This is a genomic window from Paenibacillus sp. IITD108, from assembly GCF_036541265.1.
Lineage (GTDB): Bacteria > Bacillota > Bacilli > Paenibacillales > Paenibacillaceae > Pristimantibacillus.
The window spans coordinates 146,534-165,326 of sequence record NZ_JAZHCT010000013.1 but is presented as its reverse complement, the minus strand read 5'-3'; the positions used below and the strand labels follow the sequence as shown (position 1 = coordinate 165,326).

Annotated in this window: 17 protein-coding genes; 8 read left to right on the top strand and 9 right to left on the bottom strand. The window is 44.0% G+C overall.

Annotated features, from left to right (window positions below; all coding sequences use genetic code 11):
• The first annotated feature begins 241 nt into the window (after window positions 1-241).
• On the top strand, window positions 242-1,972 hold the full coding sequence (locus V1L65_RS13835) for a protoglobin domain-containing protein (RefSeq protein ID WP_331699757.1): 1,731 nt from the start codon (window positions 242-244) through the stop codon (window positions 1,970-1,972).
• Window positions 1,973-2,062: 90 nt separating this feature from the next.
• Here the strand turns inward: V1L65_RS13835 and V1L65_RS13830 are convergent, their stop codons facing one another.
• On the bottom strand, window positions 2,063-2,512 hold the full coding sequence (locus V1L65_RS13830) for an Rrf2 family transcriptional regulator (protein WP_331699756.1): 450 nt from the start codon (window positions 2,510-2,512) through the stop codon (window positions 2,063-2,065).
• A 289-nt stretch (window positions 2,513-2,801) separates the two neighbouring features.
• Between V1L65_RS13830 and hmpA the strand changes: the two genes are divergently transcribed.
• Window positions 2,802-4,013 carry an NO-inducible flavohemoprotein gene (hmpA, locus tag V1L65_RS13825; RefSeq protein WP_331699755.1) on the top strand — a complete coding sequence of 404 codons (1,212 nt, stop codon included), beginning with the start codon at window positions 2,802-2,804 and terminating at the stop codon, window positions 4,011-4,013.
• A gap of 81 nt (window positions 4,014-4,094) precedes the next feature.
• Here the strand turns inward: hmpA and V1L65_RS13820 are convergent, their stop codons facing one another.
• Both V1L65_RS13820 and V1L65_RS13815 read right to left on the bottom strand, forming a co-directional pair.
• The gene (locus tag V1L65_RS13820) at window positions 4,095-4,856 is read right to left on the bottom strand and encodes an exodeoxyribonuclease III (protein ID WP_331699767.1); all 762 of its coding nucleotides are present in this window, start codon (window positions 4,854-4,856) and stop codon (window positions 4,095-4,097) included.
• 40 nt (window positions 4,857-4,896) lie between these two features.
• The gene (locus V1L65_RS13815) at window positions 4,897-5,805 is read right to left on the bottom strand and encodes an AraC family transcriptional regulator (RefSeq protein ID WP_331699753.1); all 909 of its coding nucleotides are present in this window, start codon (window positions 5,803-5,805) and stop codon (window positions 4,897-4,899) included.
• Between the two features lie 128 nt (window positions 5,806-5,933).
• Here V1L65_RS13815 and V1L65_RS13810 point away from each other — a divergent pair, with 128 nt between their 5' ends.
• The 5 genes from V1L65_RS13810 to V1L65_RS13790 all read left to right on the top strand — a co-directional run bounded on the left by V1L65_RS13810 (window position 5,934) and on the right by V1L65_RS13790 (window position 10,217).
• Window positions 5,934-6,236 carry a DUF3243 domain-containing protein gene (locus V1L65_RS13810; RefSeq protein WP_331699752.1) on the top strand — a complete coding sequence of 101 codons (303 nt, stop codon included), beginning with the start codon at window positions 5,934-5,936 and terminating at the stop codon, window positions 6,234-6,236.
• 106 nt (window positions 6,237-6,342) lie between these two features.
• Window positions 6,343-6,552, top strand: coding sequence for a hypothetical protein (locus V1L65_RS13805; RefSeq protein ID WP_331699751.1), 210 nt, complete (start codon window positions 6,343-6,345; stop codon window positions 6,550-6,552).
• 19 nt (window positions 6,553-6,571) lie between these two features.
• Entirely contained in the window at window positions 6,572-7,282 is a 711-nt protein-coding gene (locus V1L65_RS13800) for a PIG-L deacetylase family protein (RefSeq protein WP_331699750.1), read from the top strand.
• A gap of 286 nt (window positions 7,283-7,568) precedes the next feature.
• Window positions 7,569-8,519 carry a glucosamine-6-phosphate isomerase gene (locus V1L65_RS13795; protein ID WP_331699749.1) on the top strand — a complete coding sequence of 317 codons (951 nt, stop codon included), beginning with the start codon at window positions 7,569-7,571 and terminating at the stop codon, window positions 8,517-8,519.
• A gap of 552 nt (window positions 8,520-9,071) precedes the next feature.
• Window positions 9,072-10,217: a 5-methyltetrahydropteroyltriglutamate--homocysteine S-methyltransferase gene (locus V1L65_RS13790; RefSeq protein WP_442955698.1), complete on the top strand. Its 1,146-nt coding sequence runs from the start codon at window positions 9,072-9,074 to the stop codon at window positions 10,215-10,217.
• A 319-nt stretch (window positions 10,218-10,536) separates the two neighbouring features.
• Here V1L65_RS13790 and V1L65_RS13785 read toward each other — a convergent pair whose 3' ends face one another.
• The 5 genes from V1L65_RS13785 to V1L65_RS13765 form a co-directional block, all read right to left on the bottom strand.
• Entirely contained in the window at window positions 10,537-11,685 is a 1,149-nt protein-coding gene (locus tag V1L65_RS13785; protein WP_331699747.1) for a VanZ family protein, read from the bottom strand.
• A gap of 89 nt (window positions 11,686-11,774) precedes the next feature.
• Window positions 11,775-12,704 (bottom strand): ferrochelatase, encoded by a 930-nt coding sequence (locus tag V1L65_RS13780; RefSeq protein WP_331699746.1) that lies wholly within the window; start codon window positions 12,702-12,704, stop codon window positions 11,775-11,777.
• Between the two features lie 24 nt (window positions 12,705-12,728).
• Entirely contained in the window at window positions 12,729-13,712 is a 984-nt protein-coding gene (locus V1L65_RS13775) for an ABC transporter substrate-binding protein (protein WP_331699744.1), read from the bottom strand.
• 31 nt (window positions 13,713-13,743) lie between these two features.
• Complete coding sequence (locus V1L65_RS13770) at window positions 13,744-14,535, bottom strand: heme ABC transporter ATP-binding protein (protein WP_331699743.1); 792 nt, start codon at window positions 14,533-14,535, stop codon at window positions 13,744-13,746.
• Entirely contained in the window at window positions 14,532-15,635 is a 1,104-nt protein-coding gene (locus V1L65_RS13765; RefSeq protein WP_331699742.1) for a FecCD family ABC transporter permease, read from the bottom strand. The genes V1L65_RS13770 and V1L65_RS13765 overlap by 4 nt, the downstream gene beginning before the upstream one ends.
• A 203-nt stretch (window positions 15,636-15,838) precedes the next feature.
• On the opposite strand from V1L65_RS13765, the gene V1L65_RS13760 reads away from it, so the two are divergent.
• Complete coding sequence (locus tag V1L65_RS13760; RefSeq protein ID WP_331699741.1) at window positions 15,839-17,485, top strand: hypothetical protein; 1,647 nt, start codon at window positions 15,839-15,841, stop codon at window positions 17,483-17,485.
• A gap of 82 nt (window positions 17,486-17,567) precedes the next feature.
• Here the strand turns inward: V1L65_RS13760 and V1L65_RS13755 are convergent, their stop codons facing one another.
• A complete protein-coding gene (locus V1L65_RS13755; protein WP_331699740.1) occupies window positions 17,568-18,740 on the bottom strand; it encodes an MFS transporter in 1,173 nt (390 codons plus the stop codon).
• Window positions 18,741-18,793: the final 53 nt, after the last annotated feature.

Here is an 18,793-nt window from a genome sequence, read left to right as displayed (position 1 = left end):
TCCATATAAGCAGGAATAGGTTTTCTCCTTAACGAGGGCCGATGGAGCTATTTATTTTTATGTAAGAAGCATTTTATGAAAAATGACAAGATGTGACAGGAAATGCTTGTGAATCAATTCGTACAATGTTACTATCGAGTAAATTCATATTAAATTCATATATTGAAAAATGATAGATACCAGAAGCCTTTGTTGTTAACTTTATCTGCAGCATTGACTGGACATAAGGGAGCGGAAAAGCATGAGCCTATTTGGAAAAAAGCCACAGTCATGGAATTCTTACATAAGCCATTCCAAATCAACAGACATTTCGGGGATTGACGAACGCATTAAAGCGAGTCTCAATTTTATGGGGATAGATAAAAATGTATTGCAGCAAGTGAAAAAAGCAGCAGAAATTTTAGCTCCGCATCGTTCTGAGCTCGTGAATCATTTTTATGGGGCGGTTACTAACGTCGACCATTTGAAATCTATCATTAATAATCATTCCACGGTCGAACGCCTTAGAAAAACGATGGAAAAATATTTGGACCAATTTCTGCAAGCAGAAGTAAACGAGGATTATGTTAAAACAAGAGTCATCGTAGGTCATGTACATAGCCGCATTCACTTAACGGCAGATCATTTTATATCCGCGCATCACTTTTTGCTGCAATTAATGACAACTTTGATCATGCAGAATATGCATGGCAATCCGCATCAGATGATTCAATCCGTTATGGCTGTACAGAAGCTTGCTGCATTTGATCAGCAGCTAATCGTTGAGGTTTATATGGAAGAGACGTTAAAAACATTTTTGTTCAGCGTCTCCGATACGGTTAACAATATGACACAGCTGGATACGACAAAGCAGCTGATTCTTGCTATGGAACAGCAGCTTGATGAGAGCCTTAGCGTGACTAGCGCGACGGAGCAAATGAGCGCATCGATTCAAGAGGTTGCTGAGCATTCCTCCAGAGTAGCTGACGGTACAGGGGAAGCTGTTGAATCTGCTGAGCTGAGCCAGCGTGTTATCGGACAGGCATTGGGCAATATTGAGCAGGTAGGGCAAGTATACGGAGAAGTGCTTGAGCAGGTCAGCCAGCTTAATAAGGAGATTGAACAAACACAGGATGTCGTCAATATTATTAGAGAAATTTCCGATCAGACGAATTTATTGGCTTTGAATGCGAGCATTGAAGCTGCCAGAGCAGGAGAAGAGGGCAGGGGCTTTGCAATCGTCGCTGCTGAAGTACGTAAGCTTTCCGAGCATACAAGAGAGCAGATTACTCAGATTACAGCGAATATGGAATCTTTGAAAGCTGCCTCCGATCAAGTGAACAGCAAGATGATTCGTACGAGAGCGATAATGGAAAGCGGTGTCAATGATGCCAAGTCTGCTGGACAAGAGCTGCAAATGATTGTCGCGACGATGAAGGAAATTAATCAGTCCACGACTCAAATCGCGGCTATGACAGAGGAACAGGCATCTTCGGTCGCTGATATTGCGCATCGCAATTCGATTATTCATGATCTGAGCTCACACTCTCAGGAAATTGCATTGGAAACTGCAAAGATGATCTACGATTTAAGTGAGCAGATTGATAAGTACCGACTAACCTTCCTTAACATTAATATAAAAATGAATGCGAAGGATATTGTTAAAATCGCTAAAACCGACCATCTGCTATGGAAGTGGAGAGTATACAATATGCTGCTCGGCTTAACGAAGCTTGATGTCACGAGGGCATCCTCCCATACAGCCTGCAGACTGGGCAAGTGGTATTATAGCGAGCTGCCAGAAACGATTAAAAGCCAGCCTGTTTATAAGCAATTGGAGAATCCGCATCAAATGGTGCATCAATATGCTCTAAAAGCTGTCGAGCAGTATGAGCAGGGGCAGCATAATGAAGCTCAAAACACGTTAGTAAAGCTTCAACAGCAATCAAATGAAGTTATTGAGCTGCTGAACAAGCTGGAATTGGAGCTCTAGCAACAGCGATTATACAAAAAGGACGCAAGCAAAAGCGGATCAGCTTTTGCTTGCGTCTTTTTGTTTGTTTGTTTGTTGGGAAACATATTTTTATAGTTTAGAAGAGCGCAAGCCCATCAGCTCAAGCAGCTGATCCTGATTGAGCACGAGATCAGCAAGCGAATATTGATCAAGCACATTCAAATAGGCGCGCAAAGCTTCGTTCAGTACAGACTTAAGCCGGCAGGCAGGGCTGAGGATGCAGCTGTTTTTCGTTCGATCAAAGCATTCGACCATAACGAATCCCTCTTCGGTTTGCCTTACAACACTTCCGATATTGATATCCTTTGGGGAGCGAGCCAGCCGGATGCCGCCGCCGCGTCCTCGTATCGTTTCAACTAATTCTAACTTACCTAGCTGATAGATGACCTTCATCAAGTGATTTTTTGAGATGTCATAGGCATCCGCAATTTCTTTGATATTAGATAATTGATCCTGAGGCTTGATCGCTAAGTAAATTAATACACGCAAAGAATAGTCTGTGTAATTAGTTAAATGCATGCAGCAATTCACCCACTTTCGAAGCGGAAATTTTGATAATCCTTATAATTAATAAATTTTTGTGCAGAATATGGTCAGCGTTCAAGATACCGTACTTGCTTAATAATATCACATTCTGTGGAAACGGATTGAATGGTTGTGCATCCATTAAATATTACAATATTGTGGAGATTTAAGCGAGTAAATGTGTCCATTTTTCAAAAGAAGTATTTTAAATATTGCTTTATGACACGCCAAATGATAAAAAGATGTATATATAATACTTCTTTAACCGAAAGGATGATCAAGCATGCTTAATTCTGAAACAATTGCAATCATTAAATCTACAGTGCCTGTACTGGAGGTTCATGGCAATGCTATAACGACTCGCTTTTATCAGCTATTGTTCGAAAATCATCCTGAGCTGCTGAATATATTTAATCATGCCAATCAGAAGCAAGGCAGACAACAAACTGCGCTTGCGAATGCTGTATATGCCGCTGCTAAAAATATCGATCAACTGGAAACTATTATCCCTGTTGTCAAACAGATCGGCCATAAGCACCGCAGCCTTGGCATTAAGGCAGAACATTACCCGATCGTAGGCAAGCATTTGCTTATGGCAATTAAAGATGTGCTTGGTGATGCTGCTACTGATGAGATTATTAATGCGTGGGCTGAAGCATATGGCGTTATTGCAGATGCGTTTATATCGGTAGAGCATGAAATGTATGTAGCCGCAGAGCAGCAAAAAGGCGGTTGGGCTGATTTTAGAACATTTGTTGTTTATAAAAAAGTAGAGGAAAGCAACGTCATCACTTCCTTTTATTTGAAGCCGGTGGATGGTCAAAGCATTGCAAGCTTTATTCCGGGACAGTATATCAGCGTCAAGGTGAACATTCCGGGAGATGATTATACGCATATTCGACAATACAGCTTGTCAGATGCACCCGGACAGGATTATTATCGGATCAGCGTTAAACGTGAGGATAGCTTAAACGATAAGCCAAATGGCAAGGTATCTACCTATTTGCATCAAAATATAAAAGTAGGAGATACATTGGAAGTGAGCGCTCCAGCTGGCGATTTTGTACTGGATACTGAATCGAGCGAGCCGCTCGTCCTGCTTAGCGGAGGAGTTGGCTTAACGCCAATGATGAGTATGCTTAACACTACTCTTGCAAATCAGCCTGAGCGTAGCGTTTCCTTTGTTCACGCGGCAATTAGCGGAGAATACCAAGCATTTGGTGAATATGTGAAAGAGCTCGATAAACGCCATGATTCCTTGTCCGCCTATGTATGCTATGAAAAGCCGACAGCTGATGACATCGCGAAGCAGCAATATAATAAAGCAGGCTATATCGATTTGGAGTTTTTACAAGCAAATGTTGATAAGCAGTCTGTATTTTATGTTTGCGGCCCTGTACCATTCATGAAAGCTATGTATCAAGCCTTAAAGCAGTGGGGCGTGCAGGATAACAAAATTCATTATGAGTTTTTCGGTCCGGCAATGAGCATGTAACTTAAAATAATGAACTAGCATGATTTACGATAAAATTGACATTCAAACTGCTCAAGTTTGAATGTCAATTTTTATTTTGGATTAAGGGAGACGGTTCATTTCTAGAATAATCGGGCAATGATCGCTGCCCATTATCGCAGCGTCGATGCTGCTGTCAATAAGCTTGTCCTTAAGTCTGTCTGACGCTAGAAAATAGTCGATGCGCCAGCCGATATTTCGCTCTCGCACCTTTGCCATATAGGACCACCAAGTGTATGCGTCGGCAGTATCCGGATAGAAATAACGAAAAGTATCAATAAAGCCATGCTGCTGCAAGCGTGTCATTTTTTCACGTTCTTCATAAGTAAAGCCAGAGTTGCCAACGTTTGATTTAGCATTTTTCAGATCGATTTCCTGGTGGGCAACATTAAGGTCCCCGCATACGAGGACTGGCTTTTTTTGATCAAGCTGTATCAGATATTGTAAAAAACGGTCCTCCCATTCAAGTCGCACATCCAGTCTGGATAAGTCGCGTCTCGCATTAGGTGTATAAACATTTACCAAATAAAAGCCTTCAAATTCTAATGTAATAACTCTGCCCTCGGGTTCATTATCTTCCTCAAGACCGTACCAGACGGATAAAGGTTTTATTTTTGAAAAAATGGCCGTACCTGAATAGCCTTTCTTCTCGGCATAATTCCAATACTGGTAATATTCCTCACTTAGCTGCAAATCAATCTGTCCTTTTTGAAGCTTCGTTTCTTGAAGACAGAATAAATCTGCCTGCATTTTGTTGAAATAATCGATAAAGCCTTTGTTGACACATGCTCTTAGTCCATTGACGTTCCAGGACACTAATTTGATGGTTGCATTCATTATAATAGCTCACTCTTTTTCATATCAATTATTGGATTGCTTTGCTTTTTGCAAAGACGGTACGTAAATATTCAGTGGGCGACATATGGATAATCGCTTTAAAATCTCTAGAAAAGCTGTGCACACTGCTGTACTTCAGCTTATTTGCAATTTCGGTTATCGTGTATTGCTCAGATCGAAGCAGCTGCTTGGCCTGTTCGATTTTGAGCTCGCGATAATAGCGCATAATGCTAATTCCTTGCTGCTCCTTGAATAAATTGAGCGCATGGCTTCTGCTGAGATGAAATGTTTTATAAATTTGCTCAAGCGTCAGATCGTCGCATATATGCTTTTTCATAAAGCTGCACATTTGCATGGCGAGATTCGCTTCACTTTTGGATTTAATGGCGCTGGATTGCCGTTTGACCGTTTTGGTGGGCTCATCGCCTTGGCTCAGCAGGTCAATCAGCAGCAGCTCAAGATGCAGTTTTATTAGCTGCTCAGCTCCAATGGGAGCATCATCTCGCCGATGCAGGGTATGATATAAATGATCGTCAAATGGAGGCTTGAAAGCGGCGAAGCCATTTTTAATAATTTGCGCAAGCAGCTCCTGCTGATAGGCAGTTAAGCTGACAATTTTATTTTCAAAAAACGCCATTTCCTTTGCTGTGCATACGAACGAAATAATAATGACATTAGGTGCAATTTTGTGGTTTGCCCAAACACCGTGAAATTCATTCGGCTTATGAAAAATCATATCGCCTTGCTTCAGCAAATAGCCTTCCGTATCGGCGAATACAGCAAGCTCGCCTCGATCCACGTAAACAAATTCCCAAAAATCATGCTTTTCGCCTTCAAAAGAAAAATCTTTGGAAAATTCAAAGTAATGCAAGGAAACGATATGTTTAACTGGCAGAGGTTCGTAAAGCTTAGTGCGAATAAAAGCTGTATCCGACATATTAGGGAAACCTCCATGACATAGAATCAACCTCCATTATATCATACTGCCTTAGAAACAATTCCCACGGTTTTAATAATAAAACGAGTCAATACTATGTCCATAAATCATTAAGGAGTGATAAAAAAATGGATTTGCACAATAGTGTTCAGCAAGAACTTTCAAGCTTAGATGCAGAGGAAAAGGATCAAATTTTACAAAACTTTGATCACTTCAAGCAGTTTCTATCTTCTAAAGTAGAAATTGGCGAAAATATGGGTCTAAGTGATGAACACTTGGCTAAAGCAACAGAGTTTGTTGCCAGCTATTTGGCGAAGCATGAAGAGCCTCGCAACAGAGAAGAACAGCTGCTTATGGAGCTTTGGAAATCAGGCAGCAAGGAAGAGCAGCATTCTCTTGCCCACATGCTTTTGAACATGGTACAAAAGTAATTAATGTCAAGCAATAAGTATATTATATATGAGTATTACGCGGACAAGCAGCTAAATTTAGCTGCTTGTTTTTTTGGTTGCTTGGTTTCTGGTCTAGCTATCCGCTATGAATCATCTGCTTTCCAGCTGGTCAGTCGTTCCGTTTAGGCAAATAACGGAACGTGTGACCATGTTCGATTCAATTGGGCGACCGGCGGAATTGACTAACTTAACGATTAGGCAAGTCGCCAAAATTTTCGGACTAATTGCTATTTTTTATGTACTTTTTGCTAAATCAATTGCCAGAGGCAGCGCTTACAATGAAGGGAAACAGTAACATGACAGGAGGAGATTCGATGAATGTACTGGCAGTGGGCTGTCATCCGGATGATTTGGAAATCGGCTGCGGCGGGACACTCGCAAAGCTGTCTGCAGAAGGTCATAAGGTAACGATGGTACATGTGGCAAATGGCAATAAAGGACATAAAGTTATCCCGACAGAAGAGCTTCGGTTGATGAGAAAACAAGAGGCTATTGCTGCGGGGAAGCTCATCGGCGCTGAAGTGATCAGCTTGGATGTTCCTGATTTATCGGTAAAATCCGATTCCGATGAATTGGTGCAAAAGCTTGTTCAAGTTATTAGACGAGTGAAGCCGGACTATATGATTACGCATCCGCCGGAAGACTATATGAAGGATCATATGGAAGTATCGAGGGCGGTGTTCGATGCTAGCTTTGCCGCAACGGTACCTTATTATGATGAAGCCTCAGGAATAGCAGAACATCATAAAGTAGCACCTATCTATTATATGGACACATTGGCGGGAGTCGGCTTTCTGCCGACGGAATATGTGGATATTTCCGATTATATTGAATTGAAAATACAAATGAATGATAGTCATCAAAGCCAAATAAAATGGCTGTACGAGCATGACGGCATTGATTTTTTGGATTTTGTGCGAACCGTATCCAAGTTTAGAGGCTTGCAATGCGGCAAGCCGTATGCGGAGGGCTTTACACAGTGCCAGGCATGGCCGAGATTAACGACAGTGCGTTTATTGCCATAAGAGCAAGCAATCGATATAAAAAATCAAATGAGGGTGTCGATTAGTTGCGGGCAACGATTGATAAGCAATAAGAAAGGGGAACGAAGAGCAAGATTGGGAAATGGAGAAGCGGCAGCGTCCGCCTTTGTAGGCCAATTTTATCTTTTAAAGGGTTTAATTAAATCAATTGGACTACAACAGAGGTCGGAATCCCAAACTTGATCGTAGTAGCATTCTTTCGATTGCTTGTTGCCGTATCCACAATTAATCGTCACCCTCCAAATTCTAGTTAAAGGAGCGATTGAGAATGAATTTTGTTAATACAGTACAGGGCTCATTGCTTGAGGGCTTTTATCCGGCAGGCTGGGATATGGAAGCGATTGACCGCTGCTGCTCGCATCCTCCGGAAGCAATTACGGAGCGGCAATCGTTTTGGCATGCGGATTTTAACCCCATCTCCTGCAATAATGTGCAGGAGCTGAATGTACGGATGGGGCATGAAATTGCGATGCAAATTAAGAAAAATCGCGAGGAAGGCCGCAAAACAGCGCTTATTTTACCGGCCGGGCCAATGGGCATGTATGAATGGGCTGTATTTTTCCTGAAAGAATGGCAAATCAGCTGCTCGCATGTATATGGCTTCAACATGGATGAATGGAGCGACGGAGAGGGGAACACATTGCCGCCTGAGCATACAGGCTCCTTCCAATATGCGATGGAGCAGGCATTTTATGGTCCGCTTGGCGACCTTACTGTTCCAGTCGAGCAAAGACATTTCGCAACCTTGGAGCAGCTGCCGACTTATGCCGAGAAAATTGCTGCACTGAAGGCAGAAGGTGCTGAGCTCGTTACGATATTCGGCATTGGCCGCGTTATGCATATTGCATTTTGGGAGCCGCAGTATGGCGGCGAATTCAGCAGCGATGAGGAATGGAAGCAGGCGACTCATCGCATCGGCGCTCAGCTGCATCCGCTTACCATCGAGCAAAATGCAATAACGAGCTTCAAGAGCCGCACTACATTAGTACCTTGCCGCGCCAATACGATTGGTCCGGGGCTGTTCCTTCAGTCGGATCGCATCATCGGCGGCTGCGATGGGGCGTTAAGCAGAGGCATGCAGTGGCAAGGACTGTCCTTGTGGACGACGCTCCGTCATGGGCCTAGCCGCTGGATCCCATCGAGCTTTATGCCTACATTGCCAGGCAAGTTGTTTTTCCTTGAAGAATTGGCAGGGCCATTACAGCCTGGCATTAACTAAATAGGATGAACCGCCTTTCAAAAAGAAGGCGGTTTTTTGTTGTTATAAAAAATGGCTAACACTTTACAAAAACCGAGCAATGATGCTTCTAAGGGTTGCCACAAACGCTATTCGGGCAAAAATGACAGCTTGAATTTTCTAACGGTTGTTATTGCGCATAATTTCCCAAAAAGCACTGATTTTGCTCGAAAAAAGGGACAATAGCGCTCGTGGCAACCGTTAAATACTTAAATGAGCTAAAATAATCGAAATAGCATCGATGGCAACCGTTAGGCGATTTGAGCATCCGCGAAAGTCGAGTTACTAATTCAAAAAAATAGTATTATTGTTTGCGCAAGTATAGCAAAAAGCTATAACTGGATATAACATTTCGGACATACGCTATAGCAGCATAACCATGATATGTTTGTGTTAACATTTATAAAAATAAAGGCTGTTGAAAAAAACGTTTGGATATTGTAACGAATGTCGGGAGGCTGCCGATTCATTTTGGGCAAAAATTTCTTTTTCAACAGTCGGAGATAAAAGGGATAGTGTAAAAAGGAGAGAACAATTATGTCCGGTGCATCAACGATAAGTAAACGAACAGATACTCCGTTTCGGTATGATATTGTAGGCAGTTTTTTACGGCCAGAGCCGTTAAAGATAGCTAGAGACAAATATTTGAACAATGAAATAACAGAAGAGCAGCTTCGCGCGGTTGAAGATGTAGAAATTATTAAGCTGATTGCAAAGCAAAAGCAAGCAGGACTAAAAGCAGTGACCGATGGCGAGTTTAGACGGTCCTGGTGGCATCTTGATTTCATGTGGGGTTTTGCTGGCGTGGATAAGGTGCAGCTGGAAAGCGGCTATGTATTCAAAGGGGTGGTGACTCGAGCAGAAACAGCTAGATTATCATCCAAAATTAAGTTTTCAAACGAGCATCCATTTTTGGAGCATTTTGCGTTTCTTAAGGCGGCTGCAGGTGAAGAAGTAGTGGCGCGCCAAGCGATTCCAGCTCCTGCGCAGCTTTTATTTGAATTGCTGCGAGTAGGCGACAATTTGCAAAGCACTCTAGCTGTGTATGACTCCATTGATGAGCTGGTTGCCGATATAGGCGAAGCTTATCATCAAGCTATTTTAGCTTTTTATAACGCAGGCTGCCGCAGTTTGCAATTGGATGATACGACATGGGGTATTTTATGTGATCCGAAAAATCGTGCCCGCATTGAAGAAAGCGGCGGCAATCTGGCCGAGACGCTTGCTCGTTCCGTCAAAGTAAATGAGCTGGCAACGAAAGATCTGCCAGAGGATCTTGTAATAACAACACATGTTTGCAGAGGCAACTTTAAGTCTACCTATTTGGCAACAGGCAGCTATGATGCGATTGCAGAAGCTTACTTTAGTCAAGCTAACTATGATGCTTTTTACTTGGAATTTGATACAGAGCGGGCTGGCAGCTTCGAAGTGCTGCAGAATTTGAAGGACCGTCATGTTGTACTAGGCTTGATTTCTTCGAAAACGGGCGAGCTTGAGAATAAAGCAGCGATCATTGCCCGTATTCATGAGGCTGCGCAGTATGTGGATATGGATCGTTTGTGCCTAAGCCCGCAATGCGGCTTTGCTTCGACCGAGGAAGGCAATATTATTACAGAGGAAGAGCAGTGGAAAAAGATTGCGCTAGTGCGTGAAATTGCTGAAGCGGTGTGGCAACAATAAACAGGTCAACTGAATACAAATTAGATTGGGGAATAAAAAAATGGGAGCTTGTCATGTCTGAAGGGGACATAGGCAGGCTTCTTTTTTTGCAATCCAAATTTGCATACATCAGAAGCTGGAAATCCTTGCATCAATAGCGATCGAGTAGGTTAATAGATTCTGTGACGCTATTTAGGGAAGCAACTTTAATCGTTGAACTGGCAGGTCAGAGGATTTGTAATTGTATCAGGCCGAAATGGAGAAGAGCCAGTCTGCTTCATAGCGTGGACCGGCTCTTTTTTAAGTTAATCGTCATCAGGACGGAAATTGTGGCACGGGGTCATCCTTTTCTCGTTGGATTAATATCAGCGGCTTCGTCAAAGTAAAAGCGGCGCTTGCCTTTGCTTACCAGCACAATAATGCAATGAATGAGAAGAGTAAGACTTCCCAAAAAATAGATCGCAGCAACTCCCACCTGCATCCATACGGTCAGCACGTAATAATGCGAGCCTATCGGAAATTCGATTTGATTCAGCAATCCAAGCATTAGCGGTACTAGGTACACTGCATAAATAGCCAATGTTCGTTTAGCTAATTTTTTAGCTGTTGCAGCTTTGCTGTTATAACTGTCATATCTGAATTTCATAATGAAGCTCCCCAAGGTGTTGCCTTTCCATAGAACAGGAAGCACAAAAAACATAGCAATAAGTATGATCGAGTGAATAATGAAGCTCGAAAAGCCTGTATTTGGCGTAAATAGCTGAAGCAAAGTTGCAGCGAGCTGTATGACAATAAAGTCTATAAGCAAGGACAATAGAATGGCCATTGGCTTCACTTCATCCTGCTCAAGCAGCTCATTGGCTTTGGCTGCCACCTTTGCTCTAGAAGGAAAAAGTGCCAGGAAAATTGGAGCAGTGAAAAATCCAAAAATGCCCCCAGCCGTGTTCAGCATAAGATCGTCTACGTCAAAAATGCGGTATGCGCAGTTGTAAATGCCATAGATGCCAGTAGCTTGTGTAATTTCATAAAATAGCGTTAATCCAAAAGTAAGAAGCAGCGCTCTGGCCCAATACTTTTTTTCTTGAAAAAAGTAACGCAAGTAAATACCGAAAGGCATTAGCAGCAAAAAGTTAAAAAAGGCTTGCTGAAAAGCTGATTGCTTCAGTGCCCAAATATAAGTGGACGGCTGAGATAATATAATGCCGCTATCCTTCAGTGTATCTTTTACAAATTGAAAGGGCATTAGCGAGTAGGATTTGGCTCCAGGGGAAAGCAGAGCGCAAGTGTCCCGCGATTCCGGCAAAGGCAGCAATACCAGAAATAAAGCAGATAGAAAATAAAAGATAAAGGAAAAAGCAATAAGCGTTGTTGAAACCGACAAAAAGCCGAATTTGCGGTATGTATATATAAGCCAGGGAACAAACATCATAAATGCAATAATGATAAATACTAAAGCTGCCGTATAAATAGGCTGTGAATAAGCGCTCAACGTTCATCCTCATTTCATAATTGATACGCAGTTTAGCATAATGAAAATACGAGCCGCTGTCAATTAATGGCTCGTATTAATTGTTTATGTTATGGTTTCAGATGCTGCGCAACTATATCCTCAAGAACATCCATATAATCATCGGAATCATTTAGAAACTCAGCTGCTGCAAATTCAAGACCAAGCTCGGCCGCGTATTTCCCGCTTTCTACACGGCAATCGAAAAGCGCTTCAATGTTTTCCGTCATGGAAAGCAGGTCGCATATGACGACAGCAGTGCTGCCTTCAAGCATAGCGCTATTAATTACATGCTTTACATCAGGCTCCAGCCATTTTTGTCCTGGCGTTGCACTGCGATAAGCGGTTTTCCAATTAGTTAGTCCAAGCTTTGCGGCAATGGCCGCTGCCAGCTCATGAAATGCTGTTACATATTCTTGATTGGCATGCGGCAAGCCTGGCTGGCTATGGGCAGTAAAAATAACAGCAGCTGCAGCGCGATTAGCATGTGACAGCCAATTCAGCGCGGTTTGCAGGCGCCACGCCAATGCCTGAATAAGCCCTGCATGCAAATGCCAGCGTGAAATGAGCGTCAAAGGTATCTCCTGGCAGCTTGTTTGAATGGATTTTTTTATTTGCTGCTCATAAAACAAAGTACCTGTTCTGGAGAAGAGAGGGGATCCGGGCAAAGCTATAATTTTAGTCACCCCATCGCTGATCATTTGACTGATCGTTTCGGAAATAAACGGCGGTGTATGCTTCATCGCTGTGTATACCTTTATAGGCTGATGTGCTATAGGCTGATGTACCGCTTTGCGCTGCAATCTTTTTTCTAATGAATAAGCTTGCCTCGCTGTTACCGCTGCAAGCGGATCGGCAACCTGATAGTGGCGAAATTTACGCTCAGCCTCCTGCAGAATCACATCAGACGGCAGCCTTCCATGAAAAATATGGGTGTAAAAGGGCTGTAAATCATCAATAGATTGAAGCGCGCCATACGATAAAAGTACAATGCCTATCATTGCTTATTTTTCCCCCTTTCCGGGCTAGAAGCGATCAGGATGAAGCCATCTCGCCAGCTCCTGTAAGCTGTCCGTATTATAGCGGTTAGGATAAAACAACTGCTTGACCGTCATTATTTTAACGTTATTGCCCTTCACGGCTTTAAGCGTTTCCCAGCCAGGAGTATTGGTGATTTCGTCCAAATCCGCTGCATCGCCTTCCTTCCATTGAATAAGCAAAATATAATCGGGATCCGTTTTTATGATTTGCTCAATAGATGCTTTGGTAACCCGTGTAATGCCAAGCTCATCGGCACTGTGATTGGCCCCTGCCAGCTTTACGATTTCATAGGATATATTAGACGAGCCGATAAAATAAGGTCCAGTGCCCGGTCCAAGCGGAGAGATGACGAGTACCGAAGGCTTTGCAACTCCTTCCAGCTTTTGCTGAACTTCATCCACTTTTGCTTTCATTTCATCAATGATCTGCTTGGCGGAATCCTCCTCGCCTATCGCTTCTCCAATCCATGCATAGTTCGTCCATATATGTTCAAAGGTGTTCCACGCTGATAGTGACAGAATCGGAATGCCTGCTTTTTTTAAAAGCTGGTCTGCGTCCTGTTCGGCATTGTGGACCTTCGTCATAATAATCAAATCTGATTGGAAGGCTAGTACCTGTTCCGGATCGAGAGAGGCAGCGCTTGCTATTTTATGCTCGACCTTGCTCGCTTCTTCTGCCTGAAAAGCAAGAGCGGGATCAGTTGAGCTTTTAGGAATAACGGCTAAATGCTTGGCGCCGCTTATATCTAAAACAGCTTCTGCCGCATCCAGAGACAATGCCGCGATTCGTTGCGGCTGCTTTTCGATACGAACCTCCTCCCCTTGAACCGTTATCGTTTTAGGGAAGGAATTTTGTTGTACAACGGGCTTGCTGGTCGGATCAATTTCTATTTTGCTGCTTCCGCAGGCGCTTATTAAAACGAAAGAAAAACATACTGCCAAACTTATTACCAATTGAAATCTTTTCATTAATTATCCCTCCACATCATATATCCATGAATTAAAAAGGATTGCCAGCTTCTTTTAAAGCAGTTATTGCCGGAGCTGCCGTTTGAGAATCAAACTCGACATGAGCTTCTATCTGGTATGCACGACGAATGGTTGTTGGCGTCAGCACGTCAGAGGGAGGACCTTGGTGAAGGATGCAGCCATCGGTTAGCAGCAGTAATTCGTCGCAATATCTGGCAGCCAAGTTTAAATCATGCAAAGCGGCAATGGCGGTCATGCCTTGCCCTGTCAAATGGCGAATTAGCTCCAGAACACGCAGCTGGTGGCGAATATCCAGTGCCGATATCGGCTCATCCAGCAGTAAAAGCCGGGGCTGCTGCGTCAGCGCCTTAGCGATAAAAACCATTTGCCGCTGTCCGCCTGATAAATTTGTTACCAGCCGTTCAGCTAGATGCAATGTATCGGTGAGCTGCATCGCCTGCTCTGCAATATCGTAGTCCTGCCCGTTTTCTCGGGCAAAACGCGACTTGAACGGATGCCTTCCCATGAGAACGATATGCTGCACGGAAAAATCAAAGTCGATATTCGTATTTTGCGGAACATATCCGATTATTTGTGCCAGTTCACGGGAGCGATAAGCTGTAATATGGCGATCTGCTATCTTAATTTGGCCCTCGTCATGCGCGGTGAATGCTGCTAATGAGCGCAGCAACGTTGATTTACCGCTGCCGTTAGGACCAATTAAACCAATGAATTGCCCGCGTCTTGCCTGGAAGGAAATGTCCTGAAGGATGAGCCGTTTATCGATTTGCACTTGCAGCTTTTCAACGCTAACGATTGTCATTCGGTTATCCCTCCGTTGCGGGCTCGCCATATTAATGCAATAAATAAAGGCGCCCCGATACATGCGCAAACTACGCCCACCTGTAAAGTGACAGGCTGTAAAATCATGCGCGACACCAAGTCAGCCAATATGAGAAAAATGGCTCCGCCAATTGCGCTCATCGGCAGCAAAAAACGATAGTCTGGCCCAATAAGGAGCCGTATCATATGCGGGACCACTAAACCGACAAAACTGATTATTCCGCTTACCGCAACTGCTGCTCCTGTCATGAGTGAAGTAAGTATTAACAATGTGAATCTTGTTCGTCTAACCGGAATGCCAGCGCTTGTTGCCTGCTCATCGCCAAGCAGCATCATGTTAAGATCACGGCTGTACATAATGGTAATAAGGCTGCCGAGAATAATCGGCATTGCGATGAGCTGCACATGCTCCCATGTGCGTGCTTCCAAGCCGCCCTGCAGCCAAAAAACAATGCTGCGCAGCTCCTGCTCGGTGTTGGAGCTTGCTACCATAATATTGATAAGTGCAGACAGCATGGCGTTAATGCCAATCCCGAGCAGCAGCAAGGTTGCAATTGATTTCAAGCGGCTGCTTTGCCATACGCCAAGAATTAGGAAAATCGCCGCAACCGCCCCGGCAAATGCGGATAATGGCACTGCCCACAAGCCTAGCGCGTTCCAGCCAAAAAACAACGCGCATACAGCTCCGACAGCTGCTCCGCTTGATACACCGACATAACCAGGTTCAACTAAGGGATTGCGGAAAAGCCCCTGCATCGCAGCTCCTGAAACGCCGAGTGCTGCGCCGACTAAGCCGCCTACAAGAACACGAGGCAGCCGTATCTGCAATACTATAAGCAGATCACGTTCAGAATAAGGAGCAGCCGCCGTAAGCCCAAGCTGTTTGGCCAGTATTGCCATCGTGTGGTGAAAAGGAATATTCACAGGCCCGATTGAACTGGCGAGCAGAATAGCGGCGAATAGGATAATAAACATAGCTAGGAATACAAATGAAAATTTTGTATTCCGCCATGCTTTTAGCTGTTGCAGGCGAACTGGCTCTTTAGCTTGATTATTTGGCGTGGTAGTGATGATGCCCATCGCTAAAATTCACCTCTCCTTGTCTTTTATGCAGAAAAAAAGTTTACTCAATGCAACTAAGTTGTATTGTAGACACTATGTTTCCGTGTGTCAACAAAAAGATTGGCGAGTGATTTTTTATCCCGGGAATAATCTTTCACCTTGCAAATACTAGTAGCTGCCTATACAATCGACGGTAGACTACGATAGAGGGTGGGGAAGACATGTACATATCGAGAATGAAAGAAATTATAACTTATTGTGCCAATCGGGCCGGCAAGCTCGAAAAGCTTCCGAGCGGATTTTGGCATCATCACGATATTCGCAATAACTTTTATGACGCTTCTTATTTATTTGCAGCTGCGCTGGATCACAGCATCGCTTTGGAGGTTGACCGGGAGCACGCTAAGCGGGAGGCTGAGCAGGTCATGCTGCAGGTGCTGCGGCTGCAGGATCGTCACAATGAGAGCGATACTTATGGACACTGGCCGCTGCGCCTTGAACCGAGTCCGGCTGAGGCGAAGGTTAATCCGCTGCCAGCGGAGCTGATGGGACTATTAATGGTTTATTTCTACAAAAGGTATAAGCAGGAGTTGTCTGCTGAGCTTCGAGCAGAATTTGAAGCGGCTTTTGAAACCTTGCGTAATAGCAGCTTCTACCGTGTGCCGCTGCACTATTATCATCATCACGAAGCTAAATATACAGCTGCTAAAATTATTTATGGCACTATTTTTAACGATAGCGGGCTGCTCAAGGATGGAGCAGAAAGCTTGGAAGCTACGTTAGAGCGAATAAAAAAAGTTGGCATGACCGAGTATGGCTGCTTGCCTTGGTTTTGGCATTGGGTGCAAGCTTTTACAAGCGCTTATGAAATTGCGGAGGACGAGCAGCTTCGCAGCAAGCTGAAGGAAATGCTGGATTTTTTATGGGATACAAGGGCCGTCTTCTATTGGAAGGGAGCTTGGGTAGGTGCGCATTCCAGAGGCTTGCCGCATGATCTGCCGTCAGACGGCAATGTATTGTTTGATTATGTTCAATTCGGAGACTTTAGTTTCCCTGCTGATGTGCCTCGAGTAGAATATGCAGGATTTTTGTACGCAGAGGCGCCTGTCTATGCGATAGCAAAAGTAAATGAGCGCACATATCCGCATGAAGTGAAGCAGCTTGTGCCAGCCAAGCCGGAAGCTTCCAACTATGAAGTGCTGCACAGTTATGTTTACATGGATAAAAGCTTCACTGCAGGTGGAATGTGGGAGCGGGCTGTTGAATTTGATAATGAGCAGCATCGCTGGAGCATTACGCTGCCGGCAAGTGGCGACGGCTTAGCTAATCGCGTGTACTTCTTCCATCCTGGCGTTCATTTTGGCGGTGTGGAATCGAATGACTGGAGACACCAAAGCAATATAGAACAGATTGTTATGCATAAAGGCGCGGTGCTGGCTTTGTATCCGATTGCAGATAATGAGGCTGATCATATAATCGGCTGCTTGCCGAAAGGAACTTGGTTGTTCGAGGAGAAGGCGATGTACGGCCAGTGCGGCGATGTCTATATTGCGGTTCATTTGCAGCAAAGCTATACAGCAGAGGAGCGAAGCGTCGCTTGGAGAATTGTCAGCCAAGGCAGCAGCAACGGAGCAGCTGTCGAAGCAATCAGCTTGGAGGAAGCTGCCAAGCAAGGCATTGCAAACCTGGAGCAATTTGCTGATGCGCAAAGGCAGAAGCCAGCTGTATTTGCCGGAGGGCACGGAGCTGAATATCGAACGCTTGCTAATGATAGGCTTGAACTTAGATTAAATGAAGAAATGAATCAATTTCACAGCATCGTTAATGAGCAAGAAGTGAGCTTTGAAGCGTATCGTGTAAATGTATAAGGAATGACAAATTGGCAAGGGCTGCCTCAATGGTTCGTATACGACCAATGAAGGCAGCCCTTGTATTGTAAACGCGCCCTTCCTAAGGATGGCGGAGACGTTTATCCTTGCGTTCACGATTTTGAAGCCGCCATACGAGCAAGCCGAAAATTAGAGTTGAGAGGACAGCGATAATAGCATTGTATAAAAAGACGTTGCGCAGGCCAAAGCTTGTAATCGCAATCCCTCCCGCAAGGCTCCCGATAATTCTCGCTACTCCGAGATTGAGCAGGCCGTTGAACGTTTGACCGCTTGCCTTCAACTCCTTTGGCACCTCACGATTAATATAGGCAGCCATCGTGACGGTCAGGACAATAAACATCGCGCCATGCAGGAGCTGGACAGGCAGCGCCCATAAAGGCGACTGTATCGAATAAAACAAAATCCAACGCAATGTAGTCGCAATCGCCGCAGCTATTAAAATATAATGAATTTTTACCCGTTTAAAAATTTTATCAGCAAAAAGCAGAAAAGGCACTTCGGCAAGTGAAGAAATAACCATCGACCAGCCGAGCAGCACATTGTCCCCGCCCAGCTCACGGAAATAGATAGGAAAGAATGAATAATAAAAACCTAGCGTAATTTGTAAAATAAAATTAAAACCAAGGTAGAGCATCAGCTTGTAATTTTTTAAAATAACACCAATGGACATGCCTTTTCCTTTTGTCTGATGCCCAGCAACATGTGGAAATTTAAGCACAAGCAGGAAGCACAGCGCCATTATGCTTGCATAGATTGGAAACATCGAGCCAAGCTGTCGTTCGGCAATGAATCCAAACACAAGCGACATAATCGCAAAGCCAAAGGTTCCGCCCATTCGGATATGCCCAAAATTGCCTGTGCGAAGCTTATCGATCGCTTCAAGCGTAATCGTATCGCTAATAGCAAATATAGAGGTTTGAAATAAAGTGAATATGCAGATGACTGCGACAACGTAAGGAAATGCCGTCGACAGCGGAACGAATAGCATAGCTGCGGCGCTGCCGACGATCAACAGCAGCAAAATCATATTTTTCGAACGTGCGCGGTCGCTCATTGCTCCCCAGAACGGCTGTGCCAGCATGGCGATAAAAGGGCCGAAGCTGAGAATGGTGCCGATTTGCATAGGTGTAAAGCCTATATCATTAAAGTAGACAGGAACAAAAGTAGAATAGATAGCATGTCCGGCATAAATAAAAATATAATATAATAGAAAATAGCGTAAATTTATATTCATTTCTGGCAGCACTCCGCAACGTTTACATTCTTAATTTTTAAAAAAGTGGAACA